Below are 12,908 nucleotides of genomic sequence, written 5' to 3'. Positions count from 1 at the left end.
GGATTCTTGATTCACAGAAACCCGCTTTTGGGTACAAGTACCAACGAGTCTTACAGTTTCTCCCCAAGCTTGAAATTCCGACTGTCCATCGGTATTTGTTGACAGTATTCTCATACCTTCTTCCCTTAAATTCTTGGCTGCGTTTTCATCTCTATCGTGATGACTCTCACATTCTGGACAAATCCATTCACGAATACTGAGAGTCAACAAATCATTTTTAAATCCACAGCAAGAACAGAGTTTTGTACTCGGATAAAACCTGTCAACTTCTACAAGTTTTCCTCCCTCTCTTTCTAGCTTGTAATCCAAGAAATTAAGCAACATCCCAAAACCAGCGTCATGTATTGACTTGGCTAATTTAGTCCTTGCTAACCCTTTAATACTAAGATTCTCGGCTACAACGATTTGGTTTTCATCGCACAACTTTCTGGAGAGTTTATGAAGAAAATCTTGTCTAGTATTGGCTATCTTTTCGTGAACCTTGGCTACCTCCTTAATGGCTTTTTGGCGATTATTAGACCCCTTGGCTTTACGAGACAATGCTTGTTGTCTCCGCTTTAAACGTTTAGCATATTTTCTGGTAGGTTTGATTGGGTCAATCTTGTAGGTTGTTTCACCATCAAAAACCGTAACTAAAGAAGATAAACCTAGGTCTATCCCTGATATTTTTAGTTTTTCAATGGTTGTTGAGTCATCCATCTCAAACAAGATGGCAGCAAAATATTTATCTGTACTGGTTTTAGAAACAGTTACCGACTTAATCTGGCCATTTATTACTTGAGAAATCTTAGCTTTTACCACCCCTAATTTAGGTAGCTTAATTCCATTATTTCTTATTGAACAACTTTCAGGATAACGGATTGATTGTTTTTTGTGCTTACTTTTAAACTTAGGGAATTTTGTTCTTGTTGAGAAGAAGTTCTTAAAAGCAGATTCTAAGTTTTTCAATGATTGCTGCAAGGTGGCGGCAGTAGCCTCAGCTAACCATTCAAAATTAGGTTGTTTCTTGAGTTGGGTAAGGTCTTTTGCCATATCACAGTAGGTCATTCCTTTACCCGTCTCTAGGTACTGATTGTTAGTTTTATTTAAGTAGTAATTCCAAACGAAACGAACGCAACCAAAGTTTTTAGCTAAGGCTAGTTCTTGTTCTTTGTTTGGGTATATTCTCACTTTTAAAACATTTAACATCAGCCTGAACCCATCTGTGCTATCTTTTGAGTATAACACTTACCGCTTAAATATGTCAAGCTTATACATACCTTGAGAATCAAGCCTTTCCCAATAAGTAAACGCTGTCGCGTTAGTTTAGATTCTGGTCGCAATTCATCGTTACGTTAATTTCTGGTATATTTTTAATTAAGGAGAAATTTAACGGGAGTCCTCTTGCTTCATTTAGATAGACTATAGGACTTATTGTGACATTTTTAGGAATATCTATGGGCATCGATCGCAGAGAGTTTCAGCAGCGTCGTCAGCAGGTAATGGAAAAAATCGGCCATGGAACCGCAATTTTTCGCAGTGCGCCCATGGCGGTCATGCACAATGACGTAGAATACACCTATCGTCAGGATAGTGACTTTTTTTACCTGACAGGATTTAATGAACCCGATGCGGTGGCGATTTTAGCACCCCATCACCCCGAACATCAGTTTATCCTGTTCGTACAGCCAAAAGACCCAGAAAAAGAAACTTGGACCGGCTATCTCCACGGTGTGGAAGGAGCAAAGGAGATTTTTGGTGCTGATGAGGCCTATTCTATCCAAGAATTGGAGGAAAAATTACCCCAATATCTCGAAAAAGCCGAAAGAATTTATTATCATCTCGGACGGGACAAAACTTTTAATACAAACGTTCTTAATCACTGGCAAAAATTAATCGCCACTTTTCCCCGTCGCGGCACTGGACCGACTGCTTTAGAGGATACTAATTTTATTCTCCATCCTTTGCGCTTGCTGAAAACCGCAGCCGAATTGGACAATATTCGCAAAGCCACCGCTATTTCGGCCCAGGCACATAATCGGGCCAGAGAATTCACCAAAGTTGGTCACTATGAGTATCAAATTCAAGCGGAAATTGAGCATACTTTTCGCCTAGAAGGGGGTATGGGTCCTGCTTATCCTTCTATTGTTGCTAGTGGTGCTAATGCCTGTATTCTGCACTATATCAACAATGATCGCCAAGTACAAGAAAATGAGCTTTTGTTAATTGATGCCGGTTGTGCCTACAATTACTATAACGGTGATATTACCCGCACTTTTCCCGTTAATGGTAAATTTACCCCCGAACAAAAAATTATCTATGAAATTGTTCTGGAAGCTCAATTAAAGGCGATTGAAGTGGTAAAAACTGGTAATCCTTATAATCTTTTTCATGACACAGCCGTGAGAACAATTGTGGAGGGATTAGTGGATTTAGGGCTATTGGTCGGCGACATTGATGAGATAATTAAAGAGGAAAAATATAAGCCTTTTTATATGCACAGAACTGGCCATTGGTTAGGATTAGATGTCCATGATGCAGGAGGTTATAAAGTTAACGAAGAAACTTGGCAAACTTTGCAGCCCGGTCATGTTTTAACCGTGGAACCGGGGATTTATATCTCCCCCGATATTAAACCTGCTGAAGGACAGCCGGAAGTGCCAGAAAAATGGCGGGGTATCGGTATCCGTATCGAAGATGATGTGTTAGTTACTGCCACAGGAAATGAGGTTTTAACTGCAACAGTTCCCAAAAAAGTTGAGGATATCGAATCTTGAGTAAAAAGCTAGGTGTTAAAAATTGTCAGTTTCCCCCTAACCCTAGGGTTGATTCATAGTAGGGTTGATTCATAGTAGGGTTGATTCATAGTAGGGTTGATTCATAGTAGGGTTGATTCATAGTAGGGTTGATTCATGGTAGGGTTGATTCATGAATCAACCCTACCCCCCTTAAGGAGATTCAATTAAGTTTTTTCTAGAGATTATTATGGTTGTCACCAAAGAAAAATTATATACCTTTGCGGAATATTTAAATTATCGAGACTGCACAGATAATAAGTACGAATTATTTAACGGAGAATTAATTTTTATGCCTCCCGCTAGTGGCTTTCATGCTTTGATACTTAGATATATATTTAAGGTGTTAGAAAGGGAAATAGAGAGGCTACAATTAGACTGGCAAGTTATGCCCGCTACGGTGGGAATTCGCACCGATAAAGCTAAATCGAGAATCCCAGACTTAATGATTTTAACTGCTGAACAATGTCAAGAGATTAGAAATATGACCATAGCAGTGATTGAATTTCCTCCCCTGTTAGTGGTAGAAATTGTTAGCCCCGGTAATGCCGATGATGACTACCGTTATAAACGTTCAGAATACGCAGTGAGAGGCATTCCTGAATACTGGATTATCGATCCTATGTCCCTAAAAATATCAGCTTTAACCCTGATTTCTGGATTTTATGAACTGGCAGAATTTGACAAAGAAGATAGGATAATATCGGTAACATTTCCCGATTTAAAATTAACTCCTCAAATGGTCTTTGAATACTAAAATCTTGGCTGGAGGTTATCATGATTGCTACCCAACAAAAAATATATACCTTTACAGAATATTTAAATTATCAGGACTCCACAGATAATAAGTACGAATTATTTAACGGAGAATTAATTTCCATGCCTCCCGCTAGTGGCTTTCATGCCTTAATTCTTGCCTTTCTTTATGATTATTTAATGGCAGAAATTAAAAGATTAAATCTAACTTGGAAAGTCATGCCTGCTACCGTGGGAATTCGCACCGATAAAGCTAAATCGAGAATTCCAGACTTAATGATTTTAACTGCTGAACAATGTCAAGAGATTAGAAATATGACCACAGCAGTGATTGAATTTTCTCCCCTCTTAGTTGTAGAAATTGTTAGCCCGGGTAATGCCGATGATGACTACCGTTATAAACGTTCAGAATATGCGGTAAGAGGCATTCCTGAATACTGGATTATCGATCCTATTGCTCTAAAAATATCAGTTTTAACCCTGATTTCTGGATTTTATGAACTGGCAGAATTTCACAACGAAGATAGAATAATATCGGTGACATTTCCCGATTTACAATTAACTCCTCAAATGGTTTTTGCCCAGTAGCATTATTAACGATTATGACTATCCCCTTAGAAATCCAACAACGCTGCCAACAATTAAAAACAGAACTACAAAGAGCCAGTTATGCTTATTATGTTCTTGATGATCCTTTTATACCCGATAGCGTTTATGATCAACTTTATCGGGAATTAGAAGACATAGAAAAGCGTTATCCCCAATTAATCACCTCCGATAGTCCCACCCAAAGAGTCGGGGATAAAATCTCTAGTCAATTCGTTTCTGTTCGTCATAATATTCCCCTGTATAGTCTCGAAAATGCCTTTAACCTCGAAGAATTAAATAAATGGGGCAACCGTTGGCAAAGATATATAAATGAAACCCAAGACACGGAATATGTGTGTGAATTAAAAATCGATGGTTCCGCGTTAGCTTTAACCTACGAAAACGGCTTTTTAGTCAGAGGTGTTACTAGAGGGGATGGAGTCACTGGCGAAGATATTACCCCCAATGTGCGGACAATTCGCTCTATTCCTTTACGCTTAAATATAGATAATCCCCCAGCAATTGTGGAAGTGCGCGGCGAAGCCTTTTTCCCCCTCGATACCTTCGATAAAATCAATCAAGAAAGAGAAGAAAAAAGGGAATCTCTCTTTGCTAATCCCCGCAATGCGGCAGCAGGAACCCTACGACAACTAGATCCGAAAATAGTTGATAAAAGACGCTTACAATTTTTTGCCTATACCCTGCATTTAGACGATAACAATATCACTACTCAATGGCAATCCTTAGATAGATTAGAAACCATGGGATTTCTGGTTAATCCCCACCGTCAACTCTGTCCATCCCTGCAAGAAGTGGCGCAATACTATCAAGATTGGCAAGAAAAACGTCATCAATTAGCCTATATGACCGATGGTGTCGTAGTCAAAATCAACGATTTACAGCGACAAAATCGGTTAGGATTCACTCAAAAATTCCCCCGGTGGGCCATCGCTTTAAAATATCCCGCCGAAGAAGTCCCCACGGTAGTTAAAGATATTATCGTCAATGTGGGACGCACCGGTGCGGTTACACCCATGGCGGTGATGGAACCGGTACAGGTAGCAGGAACCACCGTACAAAGGGCTACTTTACATAATAGCGATCGAGTGGCCGAATTAGATATCCGCATCGGTGACACGGTAATTATCCGCAAAGCGGGGGAAATTATCCCAGAAGTGGTGAGAATCCTGCCCGAATTGCGTCCTCCCCAGACTTTACCCTTCCAGATGCCCACTAATTGCCCTGAATGTCAATCTCCCCTAGTTCGTCCGGTGGGGGAAGCGGTGACGCGCTGTGTCAATAGTTCCTGTCCGGCGATTTTGCGGGGAAGTGTAGTACACTGGGCTAGTCGCGACGCTCTCGATATTCGGGGATTAGGGGAAAAAGTGGTGATTTTGCTGATTGAACAGGGATTAGTTACTGCTATTTCTGACCTCTACAGCCTCGAAAAAACGGAAATTGCCAAATTAGACCGAATGGGCGAGAAATCAGCCTTAAATTTGATTACAGCTATGGCTCAGAGCAAAAATCAAAGCTGGTCGAGGGTACTTTATGGGCTAGGAATTCGCTATGTGGGCAGCGTTAACGCCAAAATTCTCACCGAAAGTTTTCGGACTGTGGAGGAGTTAGCTAACGCCAGCGTGACTGATTTAGCCTCTATCTATGGTATCGGTGAAGAAATCGCTCAATCGGTCTATGATTGGTTTAGAATCGAGGCTAATCGGGATTTAGTCGCTAAATTACAGGCGGCTGGTTTACAATTTGCCGCAGCAGCAAAAACCAGCGCCACTAAAGCGACTTTAGCAGGGAAAACCTTTGTGATTACTGGCACTTTACCAACTCTCAAACGGGAGGAGGCCAAAGAATTAATCGAAAAAGCTGGGGGGAAAGTGACGGGTTCTGTCAGCAAAAAAACCGATTATTTAGTGCTAGGAGAGGCGGCGGGTTCTAAGCTAGAAAAAGCCCTAGAATTGGGCATTACTCAGCTAACCGAAGCACAATTACTCGAATTAATCAAGGCTTAAAAGCTTAAGATTGGAGCAAATCTGCCGAAGCATTAAGTAGGGTTTGCTGAAAAAGTTTTTCGTGGGGACAGGGTGTGGGGTGTGGGGTGTGGGGTGTAGGTTTTTACCGATTCTCATCTGGTCAATTACCTAATTTTCAGAGAAAAAGTACCTGAATTTTCCCCCCCTCACTCCCAGAACTGGCACTTTTTGAGGGGAAAAAAGTCCAAAAGTCTTATCCAACAAGGTTTTTAGATTTATTCAGCAAACCCTAAGTAGAGTCTGCGGCAAAAAGTTTTTCGGTGGGGGTAGGGTGTGGCCCCCCCAACCCCCCCGACATCGGGGGGGCAGGTGGGGTGTAGGGTTTTACCGATTTTCATCTGCCAGCCCTAATTAATCGGGTAAATAAAAGCTGATAACTAAAAAAACTGATAGCTGATAACCCGGGAGAAAATATAATTGTAGCTACCTACCCATTCCTGATTAATTGCTATGGCAGAAGAAACCACCACCCCCGCAACTCCGGCAGCAGAAGCAGCAAAACCGGCTCAACCTGCGGCTGCTAAAAAACCCAAGGAGCCTACCGTCGAGGAAAAACCCTTCGCTGAATTTATTGAGCAGCATTTTCAGCCCGCACTGGCGGCAGCCTTGCAAAAGCTCGGTATAAGTGATATAAAGCTGTCCTTTAAACAGGATAAAATTCCCGTGCAGGGCTTTTCTAGCTCTCCCTGTTGGCAGTTAACTGGCAATTGGCTCGAGGGAATGCGTCAATTTAGCATTTATTTTTTGGAAGAAAACATCAATGGTAAAAAAGCTTTTTCTCAAGCTGAGGGCGGTGCTCAACCTAGTACACTTGAATCATTTATGATCGATGAAAGGAAAGTTAGTCTTGATTTACTGTTGTTTTACACCCTGCAACGGCTTAACGGTCAAAAGTGGTTGACTAGAAACTAAAATTGCTGAAGATTAGCGATCGAGAAGGGGGGTAAAATGAGTATAGACGACCACCGCTTATCGATCGCTAATAGTAATTATGCGTGTATTTGTACTACTTTTTAACGCAGGCACAGAAAACGAAGGTATCCACACCATTCAAATGGGAGCTATCAATAAGGTGTTGATGTTTGAATCGGAAGATGATGCCACCCGTTATGCTCTGCTGTTAGAGGCCCAGGATTTTCCGACTCCCACGGTAGAGAAAATTGATTCCGAGGAAGTGGCAGAATTTTGTCGCGGCGCCGGCTATCAAGCGGAAATGATTGCAGCGGGTATGTTGGTAATTCCCCCCGAAAGCAATGCCGAGGAGTTGGATTGGCAAAAAGAGGAGTTTTCCGAGATTCCCGATGCGGAGTTGGATTGGCAAAAAGAGGAAGTCTCCCTCGCCGAGGAGGAGTTTTCTGAGATTCCCGATGCGGAGTTAGACAGCATCCGTCGTCGTCTAGAAGGACTTTTGTAATCCAGTGATTCAGTGAACAGTAATCAGTAGTTTGGAGTCAGAAGACAGGATAGTAAATCAATATTGTTCACTGATAACTGATAACTGATAACTGATAACTGATAACTGATAACTGACCACTGATAACTGATAACTGATAACTGATAACTGACCACTGATAACTGATAACTGAATATGACAACCGTGGGGGAATTGGGCGAAAATTTGGTGGCGGATTGGTTGCAATTACAGCAATGGCATATTCTCCAGCGTCGTTGGCGTAGTGCTGGCGGTGAAATCGATTTAATCGTCTTGTCTAAATCCCAAGCGACTCTCGCTTTCGTCGAGGTGAAAACCCGCAGTGCTGGCAATTGGGATTTAGGGGGCAAATTAGCGATCAATGACCGTAAACAAGGGAAAATTTACGGAGCTGCCCAGATATTTCTCGCCTTTTATCCCCAATGGTCTGATTTAAGCTGTCGCTTCGATGTGGCGTTAGTTAGTTGTCAAAAGAGTTCTCTATTAGCTTTACCTGAGTTTTCCCTTGATTATCCCTGTCAGCTACAGGCAGGTTATCAATTGCAATTACAGGAATATCTCGTGGCGGTTTTCTAAAAACACAATAGGCCCGCCTAGGGAGGCGGGCTTCATCTTGTACAAACGATATGGACTCCTAAAAGTTTAACGGACTCAATACAATAGAGGTTTACAGAACCCACAACAGTCTATCTGTCAACTATCAAGATTTCTCAGTTTACCGACTCAGGTGCTGATTACGGCTCACTCCATCTGTCCTATATCGAGCAACAGAGGCGAAACCATACTTTACTTTACAAACTTTGAGAATCTGCGTCCGATTTAGCTGTTGCGTTGAGCTAGAGCAGGTGGCACAGGCTCTAGGTCTTTTTGCCTGGAAGGAAGTTGAGTCGCTTCCTTTGTGCCTTATGTTTTTAAGATAACACGTTTGTCAGGACTCGATCGACCTTGTGATTAAAGTTTACACTTATTGATTTTTAGCAAAAATTGCCGTTACAAAACTATAGATAAGTGGCTGATAGATGTAGATAAGTAGGGTCTGCTGAAAAAGTTTTTCGTGGGGGTAGGGTGTGGGGTGTGGGGTGTAGGGTGTAGGGTTTTACCGATTTTGAGGTAGTCAGTTACCTAATTTTCAGGGAAAAAGTCCAGGGATTTTCCCTCCGATCACTCCAATGGTAGGCACTTTTTGAGGGAAAAAAAGTCTAAAAGCCTTATCCAACAAAGTTTTTAGATTTATTCAGCAAGCCCTAAGTAGTCGTGCAAAATTAATTTCCTAGTCGAGACTCCGAGACTCCGAGACTCCGAGACTCCGAGACTCCGAGACTCCGAGACTCCGAGACTCCGAGACTCCGAGACTCCGAGACAGCTATTAGGGATCGGATTTGAGTTTTCAGTTCACTGTTTCCTCACACCAGAAGTCTGACGGAGTAGTGGCTTAGATGTGTAATTAGGACTTGCTGAATAATGGTAAAACCCTTTGAAAATAAGGCTTTTGACCTGTTAAAATCTGATGTTAGTGCAAGAAAATAGGATTGGGACATTCAAAAACCTTGCATTATTCTCCTCGTAGTACATAAACTGGTACAAAAAAAAGAGGGCAACAAAGCCTGAAACGACCGACTCCTGACGACCGGCTACTGACTCCTACCCCCAGGAAAAACTTTTTCAGCAAACCCTAAGTAGGTAGGTGTTAAAAGTTGTCAGACACCCCCCTTATCAAGGGGGGCAGGAGGGATCCCCCCGCCTATCGGCACCCCCCTTATCAAGGGGGGCAGGGGGGATCGAACCCAAAATCTATCTTCAATTTAATTATAACTACTTACTTAGAAATGCCTAAATATCAGACCAGTCTCCTAAAAATATGAACTATCCCCCTAATCCCCTCTTAAACCGACGTAGTTTGCTGAAATTAGCGGCCCTAGCCGGAGGAAGTGCCGGACTAGCTACCCTTCTCTCCTCTCGGCTCAGTTATTCTGCCGACCAAAACCAAGCTAGTGCCGAGAATATAGAGGCAATAGAGGAATTTTTGCGGCAAATTCGCCCAGTAAATTCGCAAAATCTCCAGTGGACAGAATATAGCTTTGAAACAGTTACCGTTGATCGTCGAGGGCAAATTATCGATCGCCGTCAGGGTAGCGCTCGCTCCTGGCGCGAACCCCTAGGCAACGGCAGCGAACTAGAAATGGTAGCCATTCCGGGGGGCAGTTTTCGACGCGGCTCGAAAAATGAAGAAAGAGGCGATCATACTAGCAGTGAAAAACCAGAAAATTCCCTGACGACGGCGGCCTTTTTTCTGAGCAAATACCCGATCACCCAAGCACAATGGCGAGCGATCGCCCAACTACCCAAAATTAATCTCGAACTCAACCCGGCGCCCTCCTTTTTCCAAGGCGATAACTTGCCTGTTGAAAGAGTCTCCTGGTACGAGGCGATCGAATTTTGTCAAAGACTCTCCCGATCCACCGGCAAAGATTACCGACTAGCGAGTGAATCACGCTGGGAATACGCCTGTCGCGCCGGTACAACCACCCCCTTTTACTGCGGGGAAACCCTCACCAGCGAGCGCGCCAATTACTTTGCCGTCTATGATCCCTACGCGGAAGAACCAGCCGGCGCCTATCTGGCTAGGACTACCCCGGTGGGCAGTTTCGCCCCCAATAATTTCGGTCTCTACGATATGCACGGCAACGTGGGCGAATGGTGCGCCGATAGCTGGCACCGGAATTACGAGGGAACCCCGCCCCTGGATGGTAGTGCTTGGTTAGACAGGGATACTCGCTTGCAGCCCCGTTATCGTTCCGCCCGTTTAGTGCGAGGGGGCAGTTGGGGCGATGAAGCTAGGCACCTACGCAGTGCCAATCGCACCTTTTGCCTTCCCGATCAACACCACAGTGTCTTGGGTTTACGAGTCATGGCCGATAGTACCGGTTAATCAATGCTTGTGTCCGCCCAAGAGACGACAAAGGTATGGTTCAATAGGTTAGGTTGCCAAAAGCATTCAGAATCTTCTGCCGTTGTCAGTGCGTCTATAGCTAAATCAACCGCGAGTGAGGTCAAATTTTTCATGAAGGTACAGCAGTCTCTCTTAACTCCCCCCACAGGAGATCTACAGGTACCTTTATCTCCTCCTCCCCCGGACGACGGCAACCTAGAAGCAGAAAAAAATTATCCTCTCAGCCTGTCTCTAGTCATTCCCACCTACAATGAACGGCAAAATATCGTTCAATTAGTCAACATTCTCAGTCAAATACTTGACGAAGCCCTTCCCAACGATTACGAACTGATCGTTGTCGATGATAATAGTCCTGATCGCACTTGGGAAGTCGCTGCGTCTTTAATCCCTGAATATCCCCAGCTGCGAGTGCTGCGCCGGGAGGGAGAAAAAGGCCTATCCTCGGCAGTGGTACGGGGGTGGCAAGTGGCACGGGGCGACATCCTTGGGGTCATCGATGCCGATTTACAGCATCCCCCGGAAGTGTTATTAAAATTATTCGAGCAAACCAGAGCCGGAGCCGATCTCGCCCTGGCTAGTCGCCATGTGGAAGGGGGTGGAGTCAGCCAATGGAGTCTGACTCGACGCTTCCTCTCCCGGGGGGCGCAGCTGTTGGGATTAGTCATTCTGCCTAACGTGGTGGGACGGGTATCGGATCCGATGAGTGGCTATTTCATGGTTAATCGACAAGCGATCGCTGGCCCGATCTTAAACCCGATGGGCTATAAAATCCTCCTCGAAGTTATCGGCCGCGGCAATATCGACCGGATCGCCGAAGTGGGTTACGTTTTCCAAGAGCGTCAAGACGGCGAAAGCAAAGTCACCTGGCAACAATACATCGAATATATCCTGCACCTGCTGAAATTGCGTTCCCGCGGTCGTTTCGGTGGCCTGAAAAGGCGTTGGCAATTCCCCCTCGCTCGCTTTCTTCGCTTTAGTTTAGTCGGGTTTAGTGGCCTATTCGTCGATATGGCCATCTTATATCTCCTCAGCGATCCCACTACCCTCGCTTGGGGAGTAACTCGCAGTAAGATTATCGCCGCCGAGGTGGCCATTATTAATAATTTTCTCTGGAATGATCGCTGGACTTTTGGCGATTTGTCCACTGGCCAAAATCAGTGGCAGCAGCGTCTGAAACGTTTTCTTAAATTTAATCTTATTTGTTTGGCCGGTTTGATCCTCAACGTGCTGCTCTTGAACTTTTTCTTCAATGTCTTACATATTAATCGTTATATTGCTAACTTAATTGCGATCGCTATGGTTACTGTTTGGAACTTCTGGATGAATTTAAAACTCAGTTGGCGTGTGACGGAGGTTAAACCCGAAAAGTCCGGCAAACCATAGGAAAGCCTGGGAAAACTTGCCCTCTCATCCCGCAAACCCTTTTTAACTCTCGTTCAACCTCTGGCAGCCTTAATTTTCGGGACTTAAAAGCGGCCCAAGGTCAACAGGAAACCGATTCCCGGGGATTAAGTCTCAAGGAGGGGATGGAATGGCTTGATCAAAATGCCGATGACTTTCCTTGGGGAAAGGCCGCCGACCCCGATTATTATGCTTTCCCCCATTGTCCGACAATTCATCGGAAATTTTGGGTCTGAAACCCCGTCGTTCTACGACGGCTTTACTGTTAAATATGAGCATCGTTTACGAAATATATGCTAAAATGTGAGACATGGAAAAAGCCTATTCGTTTCGATTTTACCCCACACCAACACAAGAGTCGCTATTGCGGCGCACATTGGGCTGTGTAAGATTGGTTTACAATAAAGCTCTCCATCTCAGAACACAAGCTTGGTACGAAAAGCAAGAAAGAGTAGGCTACGCTCAAACTTCTTCAATGTTGACCGATTGGAAAAAGCAAGAAGAATTAAACTTTCTCAATGAGGTAAGCTGTGTACCTTTACAACAAGGGTTAAGACATTTACAAACAGCTTTTACTAATTTCTTTGCTGGTCGTACTAAGTATCCTAACTTTAAGAAAAAACATCAAGGAGGAAGTGCCGAATTTACCAAATCTGCTTTTAAGTTCAAAGACAGACAAATCTATTTAGCTAAATGCACAGAACCTTTACCTATTCGATGGTCAAGACAAATACCAGAAAGCTGTGAACCAAGCACAGTAACAGTCAGATTACATCCCTCAGGACGCTGGCATATTTCAATAAGATTTGATGACCCAACGATTAAGCCATTACCAGTAACAGATAAAGCCATTGGAATTGACTTAGGAATTAGTAGCCTCGTGATTACCAGCGATGGCGATAAAGTGTCAAATCCCAAGCATTTTAAAAAGCATTATCGGAGACTGCGAAAGGCCCAAAAAA

The 12,908-nt window shown here is 43.7% G+C and carries 13 protein-coding genes; 10 read left to right on the top strand and 3 right to left on the bottom strand.

All coding sequences use genetic code 11. The annotated features are described in order from the left end of the window. Positions 1–1,188: RNA-guided endonuclease InsQ/TnpB family protein (locus O9332_RS20645; RefSeq protein WP_043999640.1), on the bottom strand; the 1,188-nt coding region annotated here is incomplete at its 3' end. A gap of 248 nt (positions 1,189–1,436) precedes the next feature. Between O9332_RS20645 and O9332_RS20640 the strand changes: the two genes are divergently transcribed. The 4 genes from O9332_RS20640 (at position 1,437) to ligA (ending at position 6,142) form a co-directional block, all read left to right on the top strand. After that, complete coding sequence (locus O9332_RS20640) at positions 1,437–2,756, top strand: aminopeptidase P N-terminal domain-containing protein (RefSeq protein WP_002762536.1); 1,320 nt, start codon at positions 1,437–1,439, stop codon at positions 2,754–2,756. Between the two features lie 208 nt (positions 2,757–2,964). Further along, on the top strand, positions 2,965–3,531 hold the full coding sequence (locus O9332_RS20635; protein ID WP_288027190.1) for a Uma2 family endonuclease: 567 nt from the start codon (positions 2,965–2,967) through the stop codon (positions 3,529–3,531). A 20-nt stretch (positions 3,532–3,551) separates the two neighbouring features. Next, a complete protein-coding gene (locus O9332_RS20630; protein WP_002762534.1) occupies positions 3,552–4,118 on the top strand; it encodes a Uma2 family endonuclease in 567 nt (188 codons plus the stop codon). 14 nt (positions 4,119–4,132) lie between these two features. Continuing rightward, complete coding sequence (gene ligA, locus O9332_RS20625) at positions 4,133–6,142, top strand: NAD-dependent DNA ligase LigA (RefSeq protein WP_288027188.1); 2,010 nt, start codon at positions 4,133–4,135, stop codon at positions 6,140–6,142. On the opposite strand, the gene O9332_RS20620 is transcribed toward ligA, so the two are convergent. Then, on the bottom strand, positions 6,128–6,259 hold the full coding sequence (locus O9332_RS20620; protein ID WP_287973342.1) for a hypothetical protein: 132 nt from the start codon (positions 6,257–6,259) through the stop codon (positions 6,128–6,130). The two genes, ligA and O9332_RS20620, sit on opposite strands and share 15 nt — an antisense overlap. A 119-nt stretch (positions 6,260–6,378) precedes the next feature. Further along, positions 6,379–6,501, bottom strand: coding sequence for a hypothetical protein (locus tag O9332_RS20615; RefSeq protein ID WP_288027186.1), 123 nt, complete (start codon positions 6,499–6,501; stop codon positions 6,379–6,381). 112 nt (positions 6,502–6,613) lie between these two features. Here O9332_RS20615 and O9332_RS20610 point away from each other — a divergent pair, with 112 nt between their 5' ends. From O9332_RS20610 to O9332_RS20585, 6 genes are all read left to right on the top strand, one after another. Beyond that, on the top strand, positions 6,614–7,075 hold the full coding sequence (locus O9332_RS20610) for a DUF2996 domain-containing protein (protein WP_002762532.1): 462 nt from the start codon (positions 6,614–6,616) through the stop codon (positions 7,073–7,075). Between the two features lie 79 nt (positions 7,076–7,154). Then, entirely contained in the window at positions 7,155–7,577 is a 423-nt protein-coding gene (locus O9332_RS20605) for a DUF3110 domain-containing protein (protein ID WP_002762531.1), read from the top strand. A 174-nt stretch (positions 7,578–7,751) separates the two neighbouring features. Beyond that, complete coding sequence (locus tag O9332_RS20600) at positions 7,752–8,171, top strand: YraN family protein (protein WP_002762530.1); 420 nt, start codon at positions 7,752–7,754, stop codon at positions 8,169–8,171. Between the two features lie 1,282 nt (positions 8,172–9,453). Further along, positions 9,454–10,524 carry a formylglycine-generating enzyme family protein gene (locus tag O9332_RS20595; RefSeq protein ID WP_004159350.1) on the top strand — a complete coding sequence of 357 codons (1,071 nt, stop codon included), beginning with the start codon at positions 9,454–9,456 and terminating at the stop codon, positions 10,522–10,524. A gap of 132 nt (positions 10,525–10,656) precedes the next feature. Further along, positions 10,657–11,928, top strand: a complete 1,272-nt coding sequence (locus tag O9332_RS20590; RefSeq protein WP_004159347.1) for a glycosyltransferase — start codon at positions 10,657–10,659, stop codon at positions 11,926–11,928. Between the two features lie 328 nt (positions 11,929–12,256). Continuing rightward, positions 12,257–12,908: RNA-guided endonuclease InsQ/TnpB family protein (locus O9332_RS20585; RefSeq protein WP_288027182.1), on the top strand; the 652-nt coding region annotated here is incomplete at its 3' end.

Source organism: Microcystis sp. LE19-10.1B, assembly GCF_027530565.1.
Lineage (GTDB): Bacteria > Cyanobacteriota > Cyanobacteriia > Cyanobacteriales > Microcystaceae > Microcystis > Microcystis aeruginosa.
This window is presented reverse-complemented; position numbering and strand designations above follow the sequence as displayed.

Bases quoted from the DNA above. Each gene is read 5' to 3' on its own strand.
- O9332_RS20640 (WP_002762536.1), top strand. From the start codon at position 1,437: ATGGGCATCGATCGCAGAGAGTTTCAGCAGCGTCGTCAGCAGGTAATG.
- O9332_RS20635 (WP_288027190.1), top strand. From the start codon at position 2,965: ATGGTTGTCACCAAAGAAAAATTATATACCTTTGCGGAATATTTAAAT.
- O9332_RS20630 (WP_002762534.1), top strand. From the start codon at position 3,552: ATGATTGCTACCCAACAAAAAATATATACCTTTACAGAATATTTAAAT.
- ligA (WP_288027188.1), top strand. From the start codon at position 4,133: ATGACTATCCCCTTAGAAATCCAACAACGCTGCCAACAATTAAAAACA.
- O9332_RS20620 (WP_287973342.1), bottom strand. From the start codon at position 6,259: ATGAGAATCGGTAAAAACCTACACCCCACACCCCACACCCCACACCCT.
- O9332_RS20615 (WP_288027186.1), bottom strand. From the start codon at position 6,501: ATGAAAATCGGTAAAACCCTACACCCCACCTGCCCCCCCGATGTCGGG.
- O9332_RS20610 (WP_002762532.1), top strand. From the start codon at position 6,614: ATGGCAGAAGAAACCACCACCCCCGCAACTCCGGCAGCAGAAGCAGCA.
- O9332_RS20605 (WP_002762531.1), top strand. From the start codon at position 7,155: ATGCGTGTATTTGTACTACTTTTTAACGCAGGCACAGAAAACGAAGGT.
- O9332_RS20600 (WP_002762530.1), top strand. From the start codon at position 7,752: ATGACAACCGTGGGGGAATTGGGCGAAAATTTGGTGGCGGATTGGTTG.
- O9332_RS20595 (WP_004159350.1), top strand. From the start codon at position 9,454: ATGAACTATCCCCCTAATCCCCTCTTAAACCGACGTAGTTTGCTGAAA.
- O9332_RS20590 (WP_004159347.1), top strand. From the start codon at position 10,657: ATGAAGGTACAGCAGTCTCTCTTAACTCCCCCCACAGGAGATCTACAG.